Source organism: Bacillus sp. SIMBA_008 (assembly GCF_046535495.1).
GTDB classification, from domain to species: Bacteria; Bacillota; Bacilli; order Bacillales; family Bacillaceae; genus Bacillus; species Bacillus subtilis.
The window spans coordinates 126,888-151,738 of sequence record NZ_JAWRWL010000002.1 but is presented as its reverse complement, the minus strand read 5'-3'; the positions used below and the strand labels follow the sequence as shown (position 1 = coordinate 151,738).

General features: G+C 43.9%; 15 protein-coding genes (1 of these 15 only partly in view). 13 read left to right on the top strand and 2 right to left on the bottom strand.

From position 1 onward, the window contains the following. Position 1 precedes the first annotated feature (1 nt). Positions 2-1,885, top strand: coding sequence for a DNA mismatch repair endonuclease MutL (mutL, locus tag SB658_RS06210; RefSeq protein ID WP_144500768.1), 1,884 nt, complete (start codon positions 2-4; stop codon positions 1,883-1,885). 396 nt (positions 1,886-2,281) lie between these two features. Here the strand turns inward: mutL and SB658_RS06205 are convergent, their stop codons facing one another. Beyond that, positions 2,282-2,737 (bottom strand): regulatory YrvL family protein, encoded by a 456-nt coding sequence (locus SB658_RS06205; RefSeq protein ID WP_080332252.1) that lies wholly within the window; start codon positions 2,735-2,737, stop codon positions 2,282-2,284. A gap of 154 nt (positions 2,738-2,891) precedes the next feature. Next, entirely contained in the window at positions 2,892-3,449 is a 558-nt protein-coding gene (locus SB658_RS06200; protein WP_144500767.1) for a hypothetical protein, read from the bottom strand. A 120-nt stretch (positions 3,450-3,569) separates the two neighbouring features. Between SB658_RS06200 and SB658_RS06195 the strand changes: the two genes are divergently transcribed. The 12 genes from SB658_RS06195 to pksJ all read left to right on the top strand — a co-directional run. Continuing rightward, complete coding sequence (locus SB658_RS06195) at positions 3,570-4,187, top strand: TetR/AcrR family transcriptional regulator (protein ID WP_015715907.1); 618 nt, start codon at positions 3,570-3,572, stop codon at positions 4,185-4,187. 189 nt (positions 4,188-4,376) lie between these two features. Further along, positions 4,377-5,054, top strand: a complete 678-nt coding sequence (locus SB658_RS06190) for an MBL fold metallo-hydrolase (RefSeq protein WP_015715908.1) — start codon at positions 4,377-4,379, stop codon at positions 5,052-5,054. Positions 5,055-5,164: 110 nt separating this feature from the next. Then, positions 5,165-5,431, top strand: coding sequence for a hypothetical protein (locus SB658_RS06185; RefSeq protein WP_120363368.1), 267 nt, complete (start codon positions 5,165-5,167; stop codon positions 5,429-5,431). Further along, a complete protein-coding gene (gene fabD, locus SB658_RS06180; protein ID WP_015715909.1) occupies positions 5,428-6,294 on the top strand; it encodes an ACP S-malonyltransferase in 867 nt (288 codons plus the stop codon). Before SB658_RS06185 ends, fabD (SB658_RS06180) begins: the two co-directional genes overlap by 4 nt. A 502-nt stretch (positions 6,295-6,796) precedes the next feature. After that, positions 6,797-7,771 carry an acyltransferase domain-containing protein gene (locus tag SB658_RS06175; RefSeq protein WP_015715911.1) on the top strand — a complete coding sequence of 325 codons (975 nt, stop codon included), beginning with the start codon at positions 6,797-6,799 and terminating at the stop codon, positions 7,769-7,771. Beyond that, positions 7,768-10,071 carry an ACP S-malonyltransferase gene (gene fabD / locus SB658_RS06170; RefSeq protein ID WP_015715912.1) on the top strand — a complete coding sequence of 768 codons (2,304 nt, stop codon included), beginning with the start codon at positions 7,768-7,770 and terminating at the stop codon, positions 10,069-10,071. The genes SB658_RS06175 and fabD (SB658_RS06170) overlap by 4 nt, the downstream gene beginning before the upstream one ends. A 61-nt stretch (positions 10,072-10,132) precedes the next feature. Further along, positions 10,133-10,381, top strand: a complete 249-nt coding sequence (locus SB658_RS06165; protein WP_003231809.1) for an acyl carrier protein — start codon at positions 10,133-10,135, stop codon at positions 10,379-10,381. Next, positions 10,359-11,606, top strand: coding sequence for a polyketide biosynthesis malonyl-ACP decarboxylase PksF (gene pksF / locus SB658_RS06160; protein ID WP_003245287.1), 1,248 nt, complete (start codon positions 10,359-10,361; stop codon positions 11,604-11,606). Before SB658_RS06165 ends, pksF begins: the two co-directional genes overlap by 23 nt. Continuing rightward, positions 11,607-12,869 (top strand): polyketide biosynthesis 3-hydroxy-3-methylglutaryl-ACP synthase PksG, encoded by a 1,263-nt coding sequence (pksG, locus tag SB658_RS06155; RefSeq protein ID WP_015715913.1) that lies wholly within the window; start codon positions 11,607-11,609, stop codon positions 12,867-12,869. Then, complete coding sequence (locus SB658_RS06150; RefSeq protein WP_074794251.1) at positions 12,857-13,636, top strand: enoyl-CoA hydratase/isomerase; 780 nt, start codon at positions 12,857-12,859, stop codon at positions 13,634-13,636. Before pksG ends, SB658_RS06150 begins: the two co-directional genes overlap by 13 nt. A 31-nt stretch (positions 13,637-13,667) precedes the next feature. Then, on the top strand, positions 13,668-14,417 hold the full coding sequence (locus SB658_RS06145; RefSeq protein WP_015715915.1) for a polyketide synthase: 750 nt from the start codon (positions 13,668-13,670) through the stop codon (positions 14,415-14,417). Between the two features lie 46 nt (positions 14,418-14,463). Then, a protein-coding gene (pksJ, locus tag SB658_RS06140) for a polyketide synthase PksJ (protein WP_144500765.1) crosses the window boundary here: on the top strand, positions 14,464-24,851 show its 5' portion. It continues 4,738 nt past the right edge of the window; only the first 10,388 of its 15,126 coding nucleotides appear in the window; its start codon is at positions 14,464-14,466; its stop codon lies beyond the right edge, outside the window.

Genomic DNA, 24,851 nt, shown 5'->3' with positions numbered 1-24,851 from the left:
TGTGGCAAAAGTCATCCAACTGTCAGATGAGCTTTCAAATAAAATAGCGGCGGGCGAGGTTGTGGAACGGCCCGCCTCAGTCGTCAAAGAATTGGTGGAAAATGCGATCGACGCTGACAGCACAGTCATTGAAATCGATATTGAGGAAGCAGGCCTTGCATCCATTCGGGTCTTGGATAACGGCGAAGGAATGGAGAATGAAGATTGCAAGCGAGCTTTCCGCCGCCACGCAACGAGTAAAATAAAAGATGAAAATGATTTATTCAGGGTGAGAACGCTCGGTTTCAGGGGAGAAGCTCTGCCGAGTATCGCGTCAGTCTCTCATCTGGAGATTACAACAAGCACTGGTGAAGGAGCTGGGACGAAGCTCGTCCTCCAAGGAGGAAACATCATTTCCGAATCGCGTTCCTCAAGCAGGAAGGGAACTGAAATTGTCGTTTCCAACCTGTTTTTTAACACACCGGCCCGTTTGAAATATATGAAAACCGTTCATACAGAGCTTGGAAACATTACGGATGTGGTTAACCGTATTGCTCTGGCGCATCCAGAGGTATCGATCCGCCTGCGCCATCATGGGAAAAACCTGCTTCAAACGAACGGAAACGGAGATGTGCGCCATGTACTGGCAGCGATTTACGGCACGGCTGTCGCCAAAAAAATGCTTCCGCTGCATGCGAGCTCCTTGGATTTTGAAGTAAAGGGATATATCGCCCTCCCAGAGATTACACGGGCGTCGAGAAACTATATGTCGTCTGTGGTCAATGGCCGTTACATTAAAAATTTCCCGCTCGTCAAAGCGGTTCATGAAGGCTATCATACGCTTCTGCCGATCGGACGCCATCCGATTACTTTTATAGAAATTACGATGGACCCGATTTTAGTCGATGTCAACGTGCATCCATCGAAGCTTGAGGTCCGGCTCAGCAAGGAAACAGAGCTTCATGACTTAATTCGTGACGGAATTAAAGATGTATTTAAACAGCAGCAGCTGATTCCGAGTGCCCAGCTCCCGAAAAAATCGGCACCTGTAATCAAAAATGAGCAGCAGTTCATAACCTTTGATGAAAAGCCTCCGGAAAAAAAAGTTCCGGAAAAATCGACTGCGTCATCTTATTCACCAATGAAGCTCAGCTCAGTCGTGAAAGAGCCGTTTGATGCGGAGGAAGAATTGCCTCCTCTCCAATTTGATGCTCCTCCTATCGTTGATCAGGAACAAACCCTTGAGGTGTCCGATGTTTCAGAAGAACTGCCTGAAACATTTGAGCAGGAATGCCATGAGGAACAGCAGCAGCCAGCGTCTGAGCGGGTTCCGATTATGTACCCGATCGGCCAGATGCACGGGACTTATATATTGGCACAAAACGAAAACGGCCTATATATTATCGACCAGCACGCCGCCCAAGAACGTATTAAATATGAGTACTTCCGTGAAAAGGTGGGGGAGGTTGAGCCTGAGGTGCAGGAGATGATTGTACCGCTGACGTTCCACTACTCCACAAATGAGGCTTTGATTATTGAACAGCACAAAGAAGAGCTCGAAAGCGTCGGTGTCTTTTTAGAGTCATTCGGCTCTAACAGTTACATCGTCCGCTGCCACCCAGCCTGGTTTCCAAAGGGAGAAGAAGCAGAGCTTATAGAAGAAATCATTCAGCAGGTGCTCGACTCCAAAAATATAGATATTAAAAAACTCCGCGAGGAAGCGGCGATTATGATGAGCTGCAAAGGCTCCATCAAAGCAAATCGCCACCTCAGAAACGATGAAATCAAAGCGCTTCTGGACGACCTCCGAAGCACATCAGACCCATTTACATGCCCGCACGGCCGCCCGATCATCATACACCATTCCACTTATGAGATGGAAAAGATGTTCAAACGCGTGATGTAGCGGGGGTGGTAAGCATTGATCCATTCTCTGAATGGATCAATGCTTTTTTTGTACTCCTTCGAGTGTCAGATTATAAGAAACGGTTGTAAACGTGTGAGCAGTGTTAACGCATTATACTTCATGGTTCCTCTGTATAACAAAATTTCCATTTACAGACAATTGGGATTAATGTATATTTTGGGTGAGGGGGTGGAAGCACATGGCATGTGGTCCGAAGATCATTATCTTTTTGGATGAACTTGATGATCCGAATGTAAGAATCATTTTAGAATGCAGAATTTAATTACAACATTGTGTTTTGCTCCCTGTTCGTGTGAACAGGGAGTTTTTTCGTTTATATAACTGGTGATGTCCAAATATAAGGTGTTATGAATTCTCCATATCTGCCATCGCATTTTAAGCTGCTTCTCTATTAGGCTGGTCATCAAAAGCAAGTTCAGTGAAAGCCATCACTGCTGATATCACAACAAGCAAGATATCTGGAATATAAATAGACTGCATAAAGTAATCTGCAAAACAGATCGTTATAAGATTGCTGATAAAATACAGTATAAAAGCAAAAAGTGCAGTCTTTTTCAATGAAAGTGATTTTGCCAAAATGATAGAGATAATCTTTGTGAGTGGGTCTATGATTAAACCTACAGCAAAGCAGGCTAAAATAAATAAAGCTAATGTTTGATTGGAAGCGTATGTGATGCCCAGTATGGAGAATAAGCCTTTCATCCCGAAGAAAAAGCCGCCGAAGATGACTGCAAGCGCCATGGCCGCGATAAAAGTGATAGATACAATTCCGATTAATTTTGATCTGAGGTTAAAATCTTTAGAGTGCTCGTTCTGTTCTTTATGGTTCAAGTATGACACTCCCTTCACCTGCTTACTCATACAAACAGCACCCTTGAATCAGCCCAAAATATCTATAAGTCTATTTTCTGACGAAAATAGTATAGCATATTTTAACAAAACCAAAAAAGGCCCTTTCCACTGGGGAAGGGCCTTTTTCATCATGTTAACTCTTGAGATTCGCCGAAGCTTTCTCTTTTTTTGGCCAAATAAAATAGCTGGCTGTAATGAGAAAGTCAATGCCTATAATGACAGTCCACAGTTTAAGAATGCCGCTCAATGCCTCGGTTCGGGCAGAGTCATTGATAAAATAGATCATCCCTCCCAATAGTCCCGCACCAATTAAGTAGGCCAGCACATGTCTTAGCCAGCCTTTCGCACCGTGCTTGGCATGGTCCATTCCAAAACGTTTCAGCGGTTTTGTTCCTTTTTTTGTCACATAATATTGAAACTTTTCATCTGCCCATTGAATCATTTGTTTCCCATAAGCGATCGATATACCGATGTAAACAGCTGCAATCCCATGGGCTGCGGTCGCTGAGGCTCCGCGGTAAAGGTCCACACCAGTTACCGCTAACAAGATCAAATCGATAACTGGAGTTAAGGCAAGGAATAGCAGTCCTAATGTATGTCGTTTGAATACGTAGCGTACAGCAAGCCCCAAAACAATGACAACCCAAAACGCAATTTCACAGAAAACAATCATCCATGCGATACCGTTCAATCCATCCCCCTCTTTTCAATACAGTTGTATTATTTAAATAATATGTTACCATCTTTGTTTTTGCAACACAACTGTATTATAAAAATTGCCCTCTCATTTTTTTCTTGTTACAATAAAGCTATGCCAAAACAAATTGACCATGAGAAAAGAAGAAAACAAATTGCAGAAGCAACGTGGCGCGTCATTTTAGAACGAGGGATGGAGGGAGCATCAGCCAGAAATATTGCAAAGGAAGCAGGATTGTCATTAGGTGCGCTGCGCCATTATTTCTCTACACAGGATGAATTGCTTGCTTTTGCAATGAAACTTGTCCAAGAAAAGGTGACGGCCCGAATTAAGGACATTGCAGTGAGGGATTTGCTCCCTAAGAAAAAAGTGTTGCAAATTTTGCTTGAAATGGTCCCAACGAATGAAGAAACGATTAGAGAGATGGAGGTTTGGTTTGCTTTTACTGCTTATGCCAGACATAAAAAGGATATGTTTGATGCGAATCATGACGGGATTTTCAGCGGCATGCGGAATCTGATTGCCTATTTAGATGAATCCGATTTACTGAAGCAGAATGCTGATAAAGACATTGAAGCTGAGAGACTTTACGCGCTTGTTGACGGCTTGGCTTTACATGCCATGCTTGACCCTGTGCGCGTGAATAAAGACCGAATCAAGCGGGTCATTATGCAGCATGTAGAGTCAATTTGCGTGGAAGATACACGTGAGACACAAAAACGACATCCTTAAGGCACTAGTGCGAAATGCGATTCTTGTTGGGCATGCGTCCAAAAGAGTCGCTTTTTTATATTCAAAGAACAAGGATCTCTGAAAAAAATGGAAAACAAGCATGCTGTTTGGTAAAGTGGAATGAAAGACGGACTGAGGGGTGAACACTGGTCCATCGTTTAAGAACTTTACATGATAGGGATGGTATAAATGAATCTTACTTACAAGGTGCATCCAATTAAAACAAGGTATCAGGGCTGGACGAATTATTGCTATATCATTGAAGATATTGTAAGCAGATCTGCAATTGTTGTTGATCCCTCATGGGAATTGAGTAAGATAACCACTACACTTTCTGAAATCGAAGCGGAATTAAAGGCAGTCGCATTGACACACTCTCATTATGATCATGTAAATCTGGTAGACCCGCTGACGAAGATGTTTAACGCTCAAGTTTATATGTCAAAAAAAGAAATTGATTATTATCAATTCCGATGCAGAAATTTAATTAGCCTAGATGATCATCAGACAATCAGCATAGGAAACACAAGAGCACAATGCCTTCTCACACCGGGGCATACAGCCGGCGGAATGTGTTATTTGTTTTCTGAGAGTATTTTTACCGGAGATACGGTGTTTACAGAAGGGTGCGGCATATGTGAGGATGATGGCAGCTCTGCGGAAGAGATGTTTGATAGTATTCAAAGAATAAAGTCGGAGGTTTCACCCCATGTACGGGTGTATCCTGGTCACTCATTTGGCAAATTGCCCGGCCATTCGATAAAGGATCTTTATCAGCATAATATTTACTTTCAAATTGATAAGAAAGAATATTTTGTGAAATTTCGCACTCGTAAAAACCAAAAAGGTATTTTTGATTTTAAATAATCCTTCTGAATCTATTATCCTATTTTTCTTCGAATATCTAAATGATTTTTATTTTCGAAAATGATTACATAGATGGGTGTTATTTATTTTGAAAACTCATTTGAAAGAAAATGAAGCGCATTATCATGATATGGCGCCCTATACGTAATCCGGGTCTTTTTTCTTATGTTCTGTTATATCTCCTGATCCTTTATTCCTCAATGGAAAAAAGCAGAAAAACAATCGAGCAAACTGTAGGAAAAATTAACTTGACGGATAATATTTACAGAGGTTACCATCAACATGAACATGCTACTATTTATCCGGTCATCACTATTATAAAGTCATACAGAAGTGAAACACATCTACTAATCGGAAGGGTGGCTTTGAGAGAATGATCACATATGTTTTTCCAGGTCAGGGTTCACAGAAACAGGGAATGGGCAGCGGCCTATTCGATGAATTTAAAGAACTGACGGATCAGGCAGATGAGATCTTAGGATATTCAATCAAACGTCTTTGCCTGGAAAATCCTTATTCCAATTTAAACAAAACGCAATTTACTCAGCCGGCGTTATATGTGGTAAACGCACTAAGCTATCTGAAAAAAATCAAGGATGAAGAAGTTAAACCTGACTTTGTCGCCGGGCACAGCTTGGGTGAATACAATGCGTTATTTGCAGCTGAAGCCTTTGATTTTAAGACAGGTTTACAGCTTGTCAGAAAAAGAGGCGAACTGATGAGTCAGATAAGCAACGGCGGTATGGCAGCTGTTATGGGACTAAATGAAGAGCAGGTTGCAAAGGCTCTGAAAGAATATCATTTACATGATGTTGATATCGCTAATGTGAATGCCCCATATCAAATTGTAATTTCAGGAAAAAAAGATGAGATTGAAAAAGCCGCATCTCTTTTTAAAACGATGACTGAAGTTACAATGGTACTCCCCTTAAACGTAAGCGGCGCGTTTCATTCCAGATACATGAATAAAGCAAAAGAAGAATTCGAGGAATTCCTTCATGCCTTTTATTTTTCGCCTCCGTCTATCCCGGTTATTTCTAATGTGTATGCCAAACCGTATACATACGAATTCATGAAACAGACGCTGGCTGATCAAATTAATCACTCAGTGAAATGGACTGACAGCATAAGATACTTAATGAAAAAAGGCCATATGGAGTTTGAGGAGGTAGGGCCTGGAAATGTTTTAACTGGGTTAATTCATCGCATAAAGAAAGATGCGGAAGCAATGCCCCGCTAAAGCATTTGCCCCTATGGCCGTGTACCTCATCAATCAGGTCTAAACACAGATTTCCTTTCATTTAAGGTATAAAGTTTTAAAGATTCAATCGTTCGATTGACACTGTTTCTAATTGAATAACTTTATATACTGTTACATAAAGAGGCTGATAAATTAAGTTAGACATTTGAACTATGTCAGCCGGTCTGTCAAACCATCGCTCCCACATCTAGATGGTCCATTTTTTAACCTCACCCACCAATCATAGAGTCGATGTTCTTTGCTGATCCTGTTATCATGTTACATCAATTTTGAGATATCAACATACATCTACGATCACATCATAAATGAACCGCATCCAGAGCACCAATAGCAATCCTTCCAAGTTGAATCTCCTTTACTTTTTCACATATGTCTTTTCCATTTATTAATTTCATTTCAATCGCTGCTATGTGCTTTACAACATACATGGAAATAAGAAATCCAATAGCCGTCATAAATATAAAAAAAGAAGGTTATACACATGAATGAACCGCTTGTTTTTATGTTTTCCGGGCAAGGTTCCCAATACTATCACATGGGGAAAGAACTATTTAAGGAAAATACCGTGTTTCGCCAATCTATGCTTGAAATGGATGACATTGCAGCACGGCGAATTGGCACATCCATTGTTGAAGAAATCTACCATCCAGGTAAACGTATGTCAGATCCGTTTGACAGTATTTTTTTTTCCCACCCCGCCATTTTTATGATTGAGTATTCCTTATATAAGGTTTTGGAAGACAGGGGAATCTCTCCTGATTACGTATTGGGATCAAGTCTGGGAGAATTCGCAGCAGCGGCAGTTTCTGGTGTGTCAGACGCAGAGGATATACTGGATTGCATACTTGAACAGGCTATTATCATCCAGAATTCCTGCGATAAAGGAAAAATGGTTGCCATTCTTGACAAACCGCAATTGCTGAATGATCATCCGCAACTGTTTGGAAATAGTGAACTCATTTCTATCAATTATGATTCGCACTTCGTCATTTCTGGTGAAGAAGATCATATAAGGAAGATTATGGAGGATTTAAAGGAGAAGCAGATTCTTTGCCAGCTGCTTCCTGTGTCCTATGCCTTTCATTCTTCGCTTATTGATCCGGCAGAGAGTGCCTATGCAGAATTTTTAAGATCAAAATCTTTTAAAAAACCGTCAATACCGATTGTATCGAGCTTAACGGGAAGCTGCCTTCACGTAATGGACGAGAATTTCTTTTGGAATGCGGTCAGAAAGCCAATGATGTTTCGTGAAGCGATTCGATATTTGGAAAGCCAGCATACATGCAAGTTTATCGATTTAGGGCCATCCGGCACCTTAGCTGCTTTTGTGAAACAGCTGATTCCGGGTGATTCAGCTGACCGTTGCTGCTCAATCATAACACCATTTCATCAGGAGCTGAAAAATCTGAATACGGTTGAGTATTTCCGTACACCAGAAAGGAAGTTTACAAGATGATTACATATGTCTTTCCAGGGCAAGGCTCCCAGCAAAAGGGGATGGGACAAGGGCTATTTGAACAGTATCAGCATTTGACAGATCAAGCAGATCAAATATTGGGCTATTCAATAGAGAAGCTATGTACCGAAAAATCATATCTGGATTTAAATCATACTGAATACACGCAGCCGGCTTTGTATGTTGTTAATGCACTCAGTTACTTGAAGAGAGTGGAGGAGACCGGCAGAAAACCTGATTTTGCGGCAGGACACAGCTTAGGAGAATACAATGCGCTGATGGCAGCCGGTGCATTTGATTTTGAAACCGGATTAAGGCTCGTCAAAAAAAGAGGAGAATTGATGGGACGAATTACAGGGGGCGGAATGGCTGCTGTGATCGGCCTGAGTAAGGAACAAGTTACAGCCGTTTTAGAAGAGCACCGTCTTTATGACATTGATGTGGCAAATGAAAATACGCCCCGGCAAATTGTGATTTCTGGCCCGAAAAACGAGATTGAGAAAGCTCGGGCTGTTTTTGAAAACACCAAGGATGTAAAGCTGTTTCATCCATTAAATGTGAGCGGAGCTTTTCATTCCAGATATATGAATGAAGCCAAACAGGTATTTAAGCAATATATTGACTCATTCCAGTTTGCACCTTTGGCGATCCCGGTTATCTCCAATGTCTACGCAGAGCCATACCATCAAGACAGATTAAAAGATACATTATCTGAACAAATGGACAACACAGTGAAATGGACGGACAGCATTCGTTTTCTGATGGGAAGAGGAGAAATGGAGTTTGAAGAGATTGGGCCTGGAACTGTTTTAACTGGTCTCATTCATCGGATTAAAAATGAAGCTGAACCATTGACATATATACCGAAAAAAAACCCCGCGATCAGTGCGCATCTAAAGGAGCAACGCAATGTTCAAGCTGGGATTACGGCAGAATCTTTAGGAAGTGCTGAATTTAAACAAGATTATCATCTTACATATGCTTATCTTGCAGGGGGAATGTACCGCGGCATTGCTTCGAAAGAAATGGTAGTAAAGCTGTCAAGAGCGGGAATTATGGGGTTCTTTGGCACAGGAGGTCTGAGCCTGAAAGAGGTTGAAGATGCGATCCATGCTATACAAGGTGAATTAGGGAAAGGACAAGCCTATGGCATCAATCTAGTCCACAATATGAAACATACTGAATCAGAAGAAAAAATGATCGATCTTTTATTGAGGAATCAAGTGAGCATTGTGGAGGCTTCAGCATTTTTAAGTGTCACTCCTGCATTAGTAAGGTACCGCGCAAAAGGAGTGAAACGAAATCAAAATGGTGACGTTATATGCTCAAATCGTCTCATAGCAAAAATATCACGGCCGGAAGTTGCAGAATCATTTCTGAGTCCTGCGCCTGAGAATATGCTGCAAAAGCTTTTAGGAGAAAATAAAATCACTATGAACGAAGCTGAGTTGTTGCGGTGTATTCCGATGGCTGACGATATTTGTGTAGAAGCTGATTCAGGTGGTCATACAGATGGCGGTGTAGCATACAGCCTGATGCCGGCGATGACATCTTTAAGAGATGAAATGATGAAAAAATATCAATACCGGAAAAAAATAAGAGTTGGTGCAGCTGGAGGAATTGGAACACCTGAGGCAGCGATGGCGGCTTTTATGCTAGGAGCTGATTTTATTCTAACAGGCTCAATCAATCAATGTACGGTTGAGGCGGCAACAAGTGATAAAGTAAAGGATTTGCTTCAGCAGATGAATGTACAAGATACAGCCTATGCGCCTGCAGGTGATATGTTTGAATCGGGCAGTAAAGTGCAGGTGCTAAAGAAAGGCGTGTTCTTTCCCGCACGGGCAAACAAGTTATATGAACTGTACCAGCGGTATGGGTCTATACGTGAGCTGGATGCAAAGATGCTGGCCCAGCTTGAGGAGAAATACTTTAAACGCAGTATAGAAGACATATATAAAGATATTGCATTGCATTATCCCGCTGCAGACATTGAGAAGGCTGAACAAAATCCGAAGCATAAAATGGCTTTGATTTTTCGATGGTATTTCAGATACAGCTCAAAATTGGCAATCAGCGGAAGCGAACATTCGAAGGTCGATTATCAAATTCACTGCGGTCCCGCGCTGGGAGCCTTTAATCAATGGGTCAAAGGATCGCAATTAGAAAATTGGCGAAACCGCCATGTGGATGAAATCGGGAAAAAATTAATGACAGAAACGGCAGTATTGCTTCATGAACGGATGCAATCGATGTATCAGCCGTCGCATGAAACAGACAACATAAAAATAAAAGTTTGAATATTATGAAAATATACCTATAAAAATCATTAAAATAATCCCTTGAAGGAGAGAGCGCATTATGGATAAACAGAGAATCTTTGAAGTACTAATCACCAATATTTGCGAGGTGCTTCCTGAATTAGACGGACACAGATTTGAGCCTGAAGATCAGTTAGTTGAGCTAGGAGCTGACTCTGTAGACAGAGCTGAAATTATCACGATGGTGCTAGAGGATTTATCGCTAAAAATCCCTCGCATTGAGCTATCCGGGGTGAAAAACATCGGTGAATTAGCTGAGGTGCTTTATGACAAAGTGCAATCTGCCTGAGGTGGTGGTGACCGGTGTAGGCGTTACGGCCTCTATCGGTCAAGGGAAAGAGGACTTTGCTTCCTCGCTGCTGTCCGGCAGACATGCCTTTGATGTCATGAAGCGTTCAGGCAGACAAAAAGACAGCCGGTTTATCGGAGCCGAAATTGCGTCATTGTCTTATCCTGACCGACTCTCTAAAAAAATGTTGCGAAAAGCATCATTCTCCAGCCGCGCTGCATTGGTAACTCTCACAGAGGCTTGGGAGGAGGCTGAATTGGACGATGCAGATTCCTCACGTATCGGACTGGTTGTTGGCGGATCAAATTTTCAACAGAGAGAAAACTTTGAAGTTTATGAAAGGTATCAAGACCGCTCCGGTTTTATTTCTCCGGCGTATGGTCTGTCTTTCATGGACAGCGATCTTTGCGGGATATGTACAGATCAGTTTGGCATCACGGGATTAGCATATACGGTGGGAGGAGCTTCGGCCAGCGGCCAGTTAGCAGTCATTCATGCGATTCAGCAAGTCCTGTCAGGCGAAGTTGATACTTGCATAGCACTTGGTGCTTTAATGGATCTTTCTTATATGGAATGCGAGGCGCTAAGGGCTTTAGGCGCTATGGGGACGGACAAATATGCTGATGAACCTGAAAATGCGTGCCGTCCTTTCGATCAAAACAGAGACGGGTTTATCTATGGAGAATCGTGCGGTGCATTGGTAATAGAACGAAAGGAGACGGCTTTACGAAGAGGTCTAAAACCTTATGCAGCATTGTCTGGCTGGTCAATCAAACTGGACGGAAACCGGAATCCTGATCCTTCATTAGAAGGAGAGATTCATGTCATCCAGAAGGCACTGGAGCGTGCCAGGCTTTTACCAGAAGATATTGATTATATTAATCCTCATGGAACAGGCTCTTTTATTGGAGATGAAATAGAATTAAAGGCGCTCCGTGCATGCCGGCTTTCCCATGCTTATATCAATGCAACAAAATCGATAACCGGACACGGGCTTAGTGCGGCGGGCATCGTAGAGATTATTTCTGTTTTGCTGCAAATGAAAAAATCTGCCCTGCATCCGAGCAGGAATTTGGATCATCCAATCGATGATTCCTTTCATTGGGTAAATGAGAAATCGATTTCATACCGCATCAAAAATGCGCTGAGCTTAAGCATGGGGTTTGGCGGAATGAACACCGCGGTTTGTATACAAAACATTGAGAAATGTGGAGGCGAATCATAAATGGTTTCAGCCGGAATAGAAGCGATGAATGTCTTTGGCGGAACGGCATACCTTGATGTCATGGAGCTGGCCAAATACAGACACTTAGATACTGCGAGATTTGAAAACTTATTAATGAAAGAAAAAGCGGTAGCACTGCCTTATGAAGATCCCGTGACCTTCGGAGTCAATGCAGCTAAGCCGATTATTGATGCTTTATCTGAAGCAGAGAAGGACCGGATTGAATTGCTGATCACTTGCTCTGAATCCGGGATCGACTTTGGGAAATCGTTAAGTACATATATCCATGAATATTTAGGTCTCAACCGCAACTGCCGTTTGTTTGAGGTTAAACAGGCGTGTTATTCAGGGACAGCGGGATTTCAGATGGCGGTGAATTTTATATTATCCCAGACTTCTCCGGGTGCCAAAGCACTGGTTATCTCCAGTGATATTTCACGTTTTTTAATCGCTGAGGGCGGAGACGCTTTAAGCGAAGATTGGTCTTATGCGGAACCGAGCGCCGGAGCGGGAGCGGTGGCCGTTTTAGTTGGCGAAAATCCCGAGGTGTTTCAGATAGATCCCGGAGCAAATGGTTATTACGGCTATGAAGTGATGGACACGTGCCGCCCCATTCCCGACAGTGAAGCGGGAGATTCTGATCTGTCTTTAATGTCATATTTGGATTGCTGCGAACAGACCTTTCTGGAATATCAAAAGCGTGTACCGGGTGCCAATTATCAGGACACGTTTCAATATCTTGCTTACCATACGCCCTTTGGCGGGATGGTGAAAGGCGCGCACCGGACAATGATGCGTAGGGTAGCGAAGGTGAAAACATCCGGGATTGAGACGGATTTTTTAACTCGGGTAAAACCAGGGTTAAACTACTGTCAACGAGTTGGAAATATTATGGGGGCAGCCTTGTTTCTGGCATTGGCCAGCACGATAGACCAAGGGAGGTTTGATTCGCCTAAACGAATTGGCTGTTTTTCCTATGGATCCGGCTGCTGTTCTGAATTCTACAGCGGAATTACAACTCCGCAAGGCCAGGAGCGTCAGCGAACATTTGGTATTGAGAAGCATTTGGATCACCGGTATCAGCTCTCCATGGAAGAGTATGAGCTATTGTTTAAGGGGAGCGGGATGGTGCGGTTTGGGACGCGCAATGTAAAGCTGGACTTTGAGATGATACCGGGCATCATGCAGTCCACTCAAGAGAAGCCGCGCTTGTTTTTAGAAGAAATTTCTGAGTTTCATCGGAAGTACAGGTGGATCTCGTGACCTATCAAACGATAAAGGTCCGCTTTCAAGCGTCGGTTTGCTATATTACCTTTCACCGTCCTGAAGCGAATAATACGATTAATGACACGCTGATAGAAGAATGCTTGCAAGTGTTAAATCAATGTGAAACATCAACGGTGACGGTTGTCGTTTTAGAGGGGCTTCCCGAGGTGTTTTGTTTTGGAGCTGATTTTCAAGAAATCTATCAGGAAATGAAAAGGAGCAGAAAACAGGCAAGCTCCCAAGAGCCTCTCTATGATTTGTGGCTGAAATTGCAGACCGGCCCTTATGTCACGATTTCGCATGTCAGGGGAAAAGTGAATGCCGGCGGTATTGGATTTGTATCTGCCACAGATATTGCCATTGCTGATCAGACGGCGTCATTCAGTCTCTCTGAGCTGCTATTCGGCCTGTACCCTGCTTGTGTTTTACCGTTTCTGATCCACCGTATCGGCCGGCAGAAAGCGCATTATATGACGCTTATGACAAAGCCGATTTCCGTTCAGGAAGCCAGTGAATGGGGGTTAATAGATGCTTATGATGCTGAAAGTGACGTGCTGCTGAGAAAGCATTTATTGCGTTTGCGGAGGCTGAATAAAAAAGGAATCGCACATTATAAACAGTTTATGAGCTCACTTGATCATCAAGTCAGTCGTGCGAAAGCCACCGCTTTAACTGCAAATCAAAACATGTTTTCTGATCCTCAAAACCAAATGGGAATCATCAGGTATGTTGAAACAGGACAATTCCCATGGGAGGATCAGTAACCGTTTCAATCAGAACCGTTAGGAGGACATCATGACGCATTCTGTTGTAGAGCTTATCGAAATTGAATCCGCCATTATTCAGGTCAAGATGCAAGATCGCACTCATAAAAACGCGTTTTCACAAGAACTTACAGACGGTTTAATTCAAGCGTTTGAATACATACGGCAGAACCCCAAATACAAAGCGGTTATTTTGACAGGATATGATAATTATTTTGCTTCAGGAGGAACGCAAGAAGGACTGCTTCGAATTCAGCAGGGATTGACCAAGTTCACTGATGACAATCTTTATTCTCTGGCGCTGGATTGTGAGATTCCAGTTATTGCGGCAATGCAGGGCCATGGAATTGGAGGCGGCTTTGTCATGGGGCTCTTTGCTGACATTGTCATTTTGAGCAGAGAAAGCGTGTATACGGCTAATTTTATGAAATACGGATTTACGCCTGGAATGGGCGCTACCTTTATCGTTCCTAAAAAATTGGGTTTCAGCCTGGCCCAAGAAATATTATTGAATGCGGGCAGCTACCGCGGAGCTGATCTTGAAAAAAGAGGGGTTCCCTTTAAGGTGCTGCCCCGTGCAGAAGTGTTAGATTATGCAGTGGAGCTGGCGCAAGAACTGGCGGAAAAGCCGAGAAATTCACTGGTTACACTGAAAGATCATTTGGTTGCCCCGCTTCGCGATCAGCTGCCACGCGTCATTGAACAGGAATTGATGATGCATGAGAAAACATTTCATCATGAAGAAGTCAAAAGTAGAATCAAAGGTTTATATGGTAATTAACTGAAAATATATATAAAAATTTTGCAGGTGAAATGGAGGCAGCGTGATGAGAAATAATGATAATATCCGCATATTAGCTAATCCTTCTGTCAGTCATGGTGAGCCTTTACATATATCTGAAAAGCAGCCGGCAACAATACCTGAAGTTTTATACAGAACTGCGGCGGAGCTTGGGGATACAAAGGGAATCATTTATTTGCAGCCGGATGGAACTGAAGTTTACCAATCATACAGACGATTATGGGATGATGGACTGCGCATTGCAAAAGGGCTTCGCCAATCAGGCCTGAAAGCAAAAAAAAGCGTGATTTTGCAGCTTGGTGACAATTCACAGCTTCTCCCTGCGTTCTGGGGGTGTGTGTTAACAGGGGTTGTTCCGGCTCCATTAGCCGTTCCGCCAACGTATGCTGAATCGAGCAGCGGCACTCAAAAGCTGAAAGACGCATGGACGCTTCTTGACAAGCCAGCGGTGATTACGGATCGGGGGATGCACCAGGAAATGCTCGATTGGGCAAAAGAACAAGGGCTTGAAGGGTTCAGGGCAATTGCTGTAGAGGATCTGCTCAGCGCTGAAGCGGACACAGATTGGCATCAATCCAGTCCTGAAGACTTAGCGCTTTTATTGCTGACTTCAGGCAGTACGGGAACGCCCAAAGCAGTTATGCTTAATCATCGTAACATTATGAGCATGGTGAAAGGGATTATTCAAATGCAAGGCTTCACCAGAGAGGATATTACGTTTAACTGGATGCCGTTTGACCATGTCGGAGGGATCGGAATGCTGCATTTGCGGGATGTTTATCTTGGCTGTCAGGAAATTAACGTCTCAAGCGAAACAATCTTAATGGAGCCGTTAAAATGGCTGGATTGGATTGATCATTACCGAGCTTCTGTTACGTGGGCGCCGAATTTTGCGTTTGGTCTGGTTACTGATTTTGTAGAAGAAATAAAAGATAGGAAATGGGATCTGTCTTCAATGCGATACATGCTCAATGGCGGTGAAGCAATGGTAGCCAAGGTAGGGCGCAGAATACTTGAGCTTTTAGAACCACATGGACTGCCTGCTGACGCCATCCGACCTGCATGGGGAATGTCCGAAACTTCATCGGGTGTTATTTTTTCTCATGAATTTACCCGGGCTGGAACAAGTGATGATGATCATTTTGTTGAAATAGGCTCTCCAATCCCCGGCTTCTCTATGAGAATTGTGAATGACCATAATGAATTGGTTGAAGAGGGCGAGATCGGCCGTTTTCAAGTCTCGGGTCTTTCTGTTACTAGCGGTTATTACCAGCGGCCTGATTTGAATGAGAGTGTGTTTACAGAAGACGGCTGGTTTGAAACCGGAGATCTTGGCTTTTTGCGAAACGGGCGCTTAACCATAACAGGACGTACGAAAGATGCAATTATCATTAACGGCATTAATTATTACAGTCATGCAATTGAGTCTGCAGTTGAAGAATTATCTGAAATTGAAACTTCTTATACTGCTGCTTGCGCTGTCCGTCTGGGCCAGAATTCAACAGATCAGCTGGCTATCTTCTTTGTTACTTCCGCAAAATTAAATGATGAGCAGATGTCTCAGCTTCTTAGAAACATACAATCCCATGTCTCACAGGTGATCGGAGTCACCCCGGAATATTTGCTGCCTGTACAAAAAGAAGAGATTCCAAAAACGGCTATCGGTAAGATCCAGCGCACCCAGCTAAAAACTTCATTTGAAAATGGAGAGTTCGATCACTTGCTACATAAACCCAATCGGATGAACGATGCGGTCCAGGATGAGGAGATACAGCAAGCAGACCATGTGAAAAGAGTAAGGGAAGAAATACAGAAGCATCTGCTCACCTGTTTGACTGAGGAGCTGCATGTTTCCCGCGATTGGGTGGAGCCAAATGCAAATATCCAAAGTCTTGGTGTGAATTCTATCAAGATGATGAAGCTCATTCGATCGATCGAGAAAAACTATCATATCAAACTAACAGCCAGAGAGATACATCAATATCCTACAATTGAACGCTTAGCCAGCTATCTATCAGAACATGAAGACCTCAGCAGCTTGTCTGCTGACAAAAAGGGCACGGACACATATAAAACCGAACCGGAAAGGAGTCAGGCAACTTTTCAGCCTCTCTCTGAGGTTCAAAAAGGATTATGGACATTGCAAAAAATGTCACCCGAAAAAAGTGCATATCACGTACCTCTCTGTTTTAAATTTTCGTCAGGGCTTCACCTTGAAACATTACAGCAGGCTTTCGGCCTTGTATTGACTCAGCACCCAATCTTAAAGCACGTCATCCAAGAGAAAGACGGAGTGCCATTTCTTAAAAATGAGCCAGCACTTTCAATTGAAATCAAGACAGAAAACATCTCAAGTATGAAAGAGTCTGATATTCCTGCTTTTCTTAGAAAGAAAGTAAAGGAACCGTATGTAAAGGAAAACAGCCCGTTAGTGCGTGTCATGAGCTTTTCCAGATCTGAACAAGAGCATTTTTTATTAGTTGTCATTCACCATTTGATTTTTGACGGAGTTTCGTCTGTCACATTTATACGCAGTCTGTTTGATACCTATCAGCTTCTTTTAAAAGGACAGCAGCCGGAAAAAGCTGTTTCTCCTGCCATTTATCATGATTTTGCGGCATGGGAGAAAAACATGCTTGCCGGCAAAGACGGTGTGAAGCATCGTACATATTGGCAGAAACAGCTATCGGGAACTTTGCCGAATCTTCAGCTGCCTAAGGTCAGCGCAAGTTCAGTCTCTGAGTTTAGAGAGGATACATACACCAGGCGGCTGTCCAGCGGCTTCATGAATCAGGTCAGAACGTTTGCGAAAGAGCATTCTGTAAATGTCACGACGGTATTCTTAAGCTGCTATATGATGCTGCTTGGCCGTTACACAGGCCAAAAAGAACAGATCGTCGGCATGCCGGCCATGGTGAGGCCGGAAGAAAGATTTGATGATGCCATTGGACATTTTCTCAATATGCTCCCGATTCGGAGTGAGCTGAACCCGGCAGACACTTTTTCTAGCTTTATTTCAAAATTGCAATTAACGATATTGGATGGACTTGATCATGCAGCATATCCTTTTCCAAAAATGGTGAGGGATCTGAATATTCCTCGCAGTCAAGCAGGTTCACCGGTATTTCAAACCGCTTTTTTCTATCAGAATTTTCTTCAATCCGGAAGCTATCAAAGCTTGCTGAGCCGCTATGCTGACTTCTTTTCTGTCGATTTCGTTGAGTATATTCACCAAGAGGGCGAATACGAATTAGTATTTGAACTGTGGGAAACAGAAGAAAAAATGGAGCTGAACATCAAGTACAATACTGGGCTGTTTGATGCGGCTTCTATATCCGCCATGTTCGACCATTTTGTTTATGTAACAGAGCAGGCGATGTTGAATCCTTCTCAGCCTTTAAAAGAGTATTCTTTATTACCTGAGGCAGAGAAGCAGATGATTCTCAAAACATGGAACGCCACAGGAAAAACGTATCCATATATAACTTTTCATGATTTGTTTGAGCAGCAGGCGAAAAAGACGCCTGATAGAGCGGCTGTCAGCTATGAAGGTCAAACATTGACGTATCGGGAGCTTGATGAAAGAAGCACACAGCTGGCCATTTATTTGCAGGCGCATGGAGTGGGTCCTGACCGTCTGGCGGGGATCTATGTGGATCGATCGCTGGACATGCTAGTGGGTTTATTAGCGATCCTCAAGGCTGGGGGAGCGTATGTGCCGCTAGACCCGTCCTATCCGGCTGAACGATTAGAATACATGCTTGAGGACAGTGAAGTTTTCATTACACTGACGACATCGGAATTAGTAAATACGTTGAGTTGGAACGGTGTCACAACAGCTCTTTTAGATCAAGATTGGGATGAAATTGCTCAAACAGCCTCTGATCGAAAAGTGCTTACACGCACTGTCACGCCGGAGAACTTGGCATATTGCATTTATACATCCGGCAGCACAGGAAAGCCAAAAGGTGTCATGATACCGCATAAAGCTTTGACAAACTTTCTCGTTTCGATGGGGGAAACACCAGGTCTTACGGCAGAGGATAAAATGCTTGCTGTCACAACCTACTGTTTTGATATCGCAGCTCTGGAATTATTTTTGCCTTTAATAAAGGGCGCACACTGCTATATTTGTCAAACGGAGCATACAAAAGACGTTGAAAAGCTGAAACGGGACATCCGCACGATCAAACCGACAGTGATGCAGGCAACCCCCGCTACGTTGAAGATGCTCTTTTATTCAGGCTGGGAAAATGAAGAGAGCGTGAAAATTTTATGCGGAGGCGAAGCATTGCCTGAGACATTAAAACGATATTTCTTAGATACGGGCAGCGAAGCCTGGAATATGTTCGGGCCAACCGAAACAACTATCTGGTCAGCGGTTCAGCGCATTAACGATGAATGCTCTCATGCCACGATAGGAAGGCCAATCGCCAATACACAAATCTATATTACGGATTCTCAGCTCGCGCCAGTGCCGGCAGGTGTCCCGGGTGAGCTATGCATTGCAGGAGACGGTGTGGCGAAGGGCTACTACAAAAAGGAAGAATTAACGGATTCGAGATTCATTGACAACCCTTTTGAGCCTGGGTCTAAGCTTTATAGAACGGGAGACATGGCCCGCTGGCTTCCGGGAGGGCGAATTGAATATATAGGCCGCATCGATAATCAAGTAAAAATCCGCGGATTCCGTATTGAACTTGGTGATATTGAAAGCAGGCTTAGTGAGCATCCCGGCATTCTGGAATGCGTTGTGGTCGCAGATATGGATAACCTGGCTGCCTATTATACAGCTAAACATGCAAATGCTTCTCTCACAGCGAGAGAACTGCGTCATTTTGTGAAAAACGCTTTGCCTGCCTATATGGTGCCTTCTTATTTTATTCAGCTTGATCATATGCCGTTAACCCCGAACGGAAAGATAGATAGAAACAGCCTTAAGAATATCGATTTATCAGGGGAGCAGCTAAAGCAAAGGCAGACCTCTCCTAAGAACATTCAGGATACTGTTTTTACCATTTGGCAGGAAGTGCTGAAAACGGGTGACATTGAATGGGATGACGGATTTTTCGATGTGGGCGGGGATTCGCTTCTCGCGGTCACTGTGGCTGATCGCATCAAACATGAACTATCCTGTGAGTTTTCTGTCACAGACCTGTTTGAGTATTCAACGATTAATAATATCAGCCAGTACATCACTGAACAGCGAATGAGCGCAAGTGACCATGTGCCGATAGAACCGCCAGCTCATATAGAAGATCAGTCTACCGAGATGAGTGATCTCCCGGACTATTATGACGATAGTGTGGCGATTATTGGCATATCGTGTGAATTTCCAGGGGCAAAAAATCATGATGAATTTTGGGAGAACCTCAGAGACGGCAAGGAGAGCATTACGTTTTTCAGTAAAAAAGAGCTTCAGCGCTTTGGCATTTCAAAGGAGATAGCGGAGAATGCCGACTATGTCCCGGCTAAAGCTTCAATTGAGGGGAAAGACAGATTTGATCCAAGCTTCTTTCAAATCTCTCCTAAAGACGCTGAATTTATGGACCCTCAGCTTCGGATGCTGCTGACTCATTCGTGGAAAGCAATAGAAGATGCCGGTTATGCTGCGGGACAGATTCCGCAAACCAGTGTCTTTATGTCGGCAAGCAATAATTCTTATCGCGCGCTGTTACCGTCAGATACAACAGAGAGCCTGGAGACGCCGGACGGCTATGTTTCGTGGGTGCTTGCACAGAGTGGGACGATTCCGACAATGATTTCTCATAAGCTCGGGCTGAGAGGGCCAAGCTATTTCGTTCATGCCAACTGCTCATCATCTCTGATTGGATTGCATTCTGCCTATAAAAGCCTGCTGTCGGGTGAATCTGATTATGCTTTAGTTGGCGGTGCAACGCTGCATACCGAGTCAAATATCGGATATGTGCATCAGCCGGGGCTGAACTTTTCGAGTGATGGACATATTAAAGCTTTTGACGCTTCAGCTGACGGAATGATAGGCGGTGAGGGTGTTGCTGTTGTATTGCTGAAAAAAGCAGCTGATGCTGTAAAGGACGGGGATCATATCTATGCCTTGCTGAGAGGCATTGGTGTAAATAACGACGGCGCTGACAAAGTCGGCTTTTATGCTCCAAGCGTTAAAGGCCAGGCTGACGTGGTCCAACAGGTCATGAATCAAACGAAGATACAGCCTGAATCCATCTGCTATGTAGAAGCACACGGGACCGGAACGAAGCTGGGGGACCCGATCGAGCTGGCGGCTTTAACAAACGTTTACAGGCAATATACAAATAAAACGCAATTTTGCGGCATTGGGTCGGTGAAAACCAATATCGGACATTTAGATACAGCCGCCGGTCTTGCGGGCTGCATTAAGGTCGTGATGAGTCTTTATCATCAAGAGCTTGCACCGAGTATCAATTATAAGGAGCCGAATCCAAATACAGACTTAGCCAGCTCTCCTTTTTACGTCGTCGATCAAAAGAAAACGTTAAGCCGTGAGATCAAAACGCACAGGGCTGCACTTAGCTCGTTCGGGCTTGGCGGGACAAATACCCATGCCATTTTTGAACAATTCAAAAGGGATTCAGATAAGAGAAAGATAGACGGAACCTGCATCGTCCCGATCTCGGCGAAAAATAAAGAGAGGCTGCAAGAGTATGCAGAAGACATTCTGGCCTATTTGGAAAGAAGAGGGCTTGAGAACAGCCAGCTGCCTGATTTTGCGTATACCCTTCAGGTGGGGCGCGAAGCGATGGAGCATCGCGTTGTCTTTATTGCCGATCATGTAAATGAGTTAAAACAGAGGCTCACAGATTTTATCAATGGAAAAACAGCGATTGAAGGCTGTTTTCAAGGAAGTAAGCACAATGCCAGGGAGGTTTCATGGCTGACGGAGGATGAGGACAGCGCTGAACTCATACGTAAGTGGATGGCCAAAGGAAAGGTAAACAAGCTTGCAGAAATGTGGAGCAAGGGAGCACATATAGATTGGATGCAGCTTTACAAGGGTGAGCGCCCAAACAGAATGAGTCTGCCGACTTATCCATTTGCAAAGGAACGATACTGGCCGTCGCAGGATGACCGCAAACCGGTGGCGCAGATATCCGGAAATCAGACAGGGATCGGCTCTATTCATCCATTGCTTCATCAGAATACATCTGATTTTTCTGAACAGAAATTCAGTTCGGTTTTCACTGGTGACGAATTTTTCCTGAGAGACCATGTGGTAAGAGGAAAGCCTGTGCTTCCTGGTGTTGCGTACCTTGAAATGGCGTACGCGGCTATAAACCAGGCGGCAGGAAGTGAATTTGGCCAAGATGTCAGAATCAGATTGAATCATACAGTCTGGGTTCAGCCTGTTGTGGTTGACAGACATTCAGCTCAAGTGGATATCAGTCTCTTTCCTGAAGAAGATGGAAAAATCACCTTTGACATTTACAGTACACAGGAAGACGGGGACGACCCTGTTATTCATAGTCAAGGCAGTGCGGAGCTGGCATCTTCCGCCGAAACGCCAGTCGCAGATCTCGCTGAAATGTCACGCCGCTGCGGCAAAGGAAAGATATCGCCTGATCAATTTTACGAAGAAGGCAGAAGCAGAGGAATGTTCCATGGTCCGGCCTTTCAAGGAATTAAGAATGTGAATATAGGAAACAGAGAGGTTTTGGCGCAGCTGCAGCTTCCAGAAATCGTTTCTGGAACGAATGAACAGTTTGTGCTGCACCCAAGTATCATGGACTCCGCCTTGCAGACAGCAACAATATGCATCATGAAGGAATTGACGGATCAAAAGCTGATTTTGCCATTTGCGCTTGAGGAGCTTGAGGTGATCAAAGGCTGTTCTTCTTCTATGTGGGCTTATGCTCGCTTAAGTGACAGCGACCGCTCCGGAGGGGTTGTCCAGAAAGCGGATATTGATGTCATTGACGAGAGTGGAAGCGTATGTGTCAGGATCAAAGGATTCTCAACGAGAGTATTAGAAGGAGAGGTTCATCCTTCAAAGCCTTCATCACGGCACGAACGCTTAATGCTTGAACCGGTGTGGGAAAAACAGAATGAAGAACGAGAGGACGAAGATCCTTCGTACACGGAGCATATCATTGTTCTCTTCGAAACTGAACGAAGTGTCACAGACAGCATAGCCTCCCACATGAAAGATGTCCGTGTGATTACTCTGAATGAAGCTGAAGGACATATTGCTGAACGTTATCAATGTTACACGCAGAACATTTTTGAACTCCTGCAAAGCAAGGTCCGTGAGCTTTCTGCAGGCCGTATCATCATTCAAGCGATTGTTCCGCTGGAAAAAGAGAAGCAATTGTTTGCCGGCGTTTCTGGTCTGTTTAAAACAGCAGAAATAGAGTTCAGCAAACTGACTGCTCAGGTCATCGAAATTGAGAAACCTGAAGAGATGATAGACCTTCACCTCAAGCTGAAAGACGACAGCCGGAGACCATTTGACAAACAGATTCGATATGAGGCTGGACACCGTTTTGTGAAAGGCTGGAGGGAAATGATGCTTCCTTCAGCTGATACGCTTCACATGCCGTGGAGAGACGAGGGTGTTTATCTAATCACAGGCGGAGCAGGAAGCTTAGGCCTTCTGTTTGCAAAGGACATTGCCAATCGAACTGGCCGGTCTACTATTGTGCTGACGGGACGATCTGTTTTAAGTGAGGATAAGGAAAACGAGCTGGAGGCTCTTCGAAGCATCGGAGCGGAGGTTGTCTATCGAGAGGCTGATGTAAGTGATCAGCATGCGGTTCATCATCTTTTTGAGGAAATCAAAGAAAGATATGGCACTCTCAATGGAATTATTCACGGTGCAGGCAGCATTAAAGATCACTTCATCATTCATAAAACGAATGAAGAGTTTCAAGAAGTATTGCAGCCAAAAGTGAGCGGGTTGTTACATGTAGACGAATGCAGCAAGGATTTCCCATTGGACTTTTTCATTTTCTTCTCATCTGTTTCGGGATGTTTAGGAAACGCTGGACAAGCCGATTATGCGGCAGCCAATTCGTTTATGGATGCATTTGCTGAATACCGCCGTTCTCTTGCGGCATCAAAAAAGAGATTCGGCTCCACCATTTCCTTCAATTGGCCGTTATGGGAAGAAGGCGGTATGCAAGTCGGCGCTGAAGATGAAAAGAGAATGCTGAAAACGACGGGAATGGTCCCGATGCCGACAGATAGTGGCTTGAAAGCATTTTATCAAGGGATAGTATCTGATAAGCCGCAAGTTTTTGTGATGGAAGGACAGCTTCAGAAAATGAAACAAAAACTGCTTTCCGCAGGATCGAAAGCCAAGCGGAACGATCAGAGAAAGGCGGATCAGGATCAAGGACAAACTAGAAAGTTGGAAGCAGCCTTAATCCAGATGGTTGGCGCAATTTTGAAAGTAAACACAGACGATATCGATGTCAACACAGAGCTGAGTGAGTACGGATTCGACTCAGTTACATTCACTGTCTTTACAAACAAGATCAACGAAAAATTTCAGTTGGAGCTAACACCGACCATTTTCTTTGAATATGGTAGCGTCCAAAGCCTGGCTGAATATGTAGTTGCTGCGTATCAGGGCGAATGGAATCAAGATGCTACTGCTAAAGGCATAGATGAAAGAACAAACTCATTGCACAGTTTAAACAGCCTGGAGGCATCATTAAGCAACATGGTCAGTGCAATTTTAAAAGTAAATAGTGAAGATATTGATGTCAATACAGAGCTGAGTGAATACGGATTTGATTCCGTTACATTTACGGTCTTTACAAACAAGATTAACGAAGAATTTCAGTTGGAGCTAACGCCGACCATTTTCTTTGAATATGGAAGCATCCAAAGCCTGGCTGAGTATTTGACTGCTGAACATGAGGACACCCTGGTTCAGGAGCGCGAAAAACCAGAGGGGCAGGAAGAGTTACAGACAAAATCCCCTGAAGCGCCGAAAATCACATCACGTAGAAAGCGCCGCTTTACACAGCCTGTTATTGCAAAAGCAGAAAGAAACAAAAAGCAGGCTGCCGATTTTGAGCCGGTTGCAATTGTCGGCATCAGCGGCCGATTCCCTGGCGCTATGGATATAGACGAATTTTGGGAAAACCTAGAAGAAGGAAAAGACAGCATCACAGAAGTTCCAAAAGATCGATGGGATTGGCGGGAGCATTATGGAAACCCAGACACTGACGTCAATAAAACCGACATCAAATGGGGCGGGTTTATTGATGGTGTCGCAGAGTTTGATCCGTTGTTTTTTGGTATTTCGCCGCGAGAAGCTGATTATGTAGACCCTCAGCAGCGCTTGTTAATGACATACGTGTGGAAGGCACTGGAAGATGCGGGTTGCTCGCCGCAAAGCCTTTCGGGTACAGGGACCGGTATCTTTATCGGTACGGGAAACACCGGTTA

What these genes read in the sequence shown, in the direction of transcription:
- SB658_RS06195 (WP_015715907.1), top strand. Translation starts at nt 3,570, where the DNA reads ATGCCAAAACAAATTGACCATGAGAAAAGAAGAAAACAAATTGCAGAA.
- SB658_RS06190 (WP_015715908.1), top strand. Translation starts at nt 4,377, where the DNA reads ATGAATCTTACTTACAAGGTGCATCCAATTAAAACAAGGTATCAGGGC.
- SB658_RS06185 (WP_120363368.1), top strand. Translation starts at nt 5,165, where the DNA reads ATGAAGCGCATTATCATGATATGGCGCCCTATACGTAATCCGGGTCTT.
- fabD (WP_015715909.1), top strand. Translation starts at nt 5,428, where the DNA reads ATGATCACATATGTTTTTCCAGGTCAGGGTTCACAGAAACAGGGAATG.
- SB658_RS06175 (WP_015715911.1), top strand. Translation starts at nt 6,797, where the DNA reads ATGAATGAACCGCTTGTTTTTATGTTTTCCGGGCAAGGTTCCCAATAC.
- fabD (WP_015715912.1), top strand. Translation starts at nt 7,768, where the DNA reads ATGATTACATATGTCTTTCCAGGGCAAGGCTCCCAGCAAAAGGGGATG.
- SB658_RS06165 (WP_003231809.1), top strand. Translation starts at nt 10,133, where the DNA reads ATGGATAAACAGAGAATCTTTGAAGTACTAATCACCAATATTTGCGAG.
- pksF (WP_003245287.1), top strand. Translation starts at nt 10,359, where the DNA reads ATGACAAAGTGCAATCTGCCTGAGGTGGTGGTGACCGGTGTAGGCGTT.
- pksG (WP_015715913.1), top strand. Translation starts at nt 11,607, where the DNA reads ATGGTTTCAGCCGGAATAGAAGCGATGAATGTCTTTGGCGGAACGGCA.
- SB658_RS06145 (WP_015715915.1), top strand. Translation starts at nt 13,668, where the DNA reads ATGACGCATTCTGTTGTAGAGCTTATCGAAATTGAATCCGCCATTATT.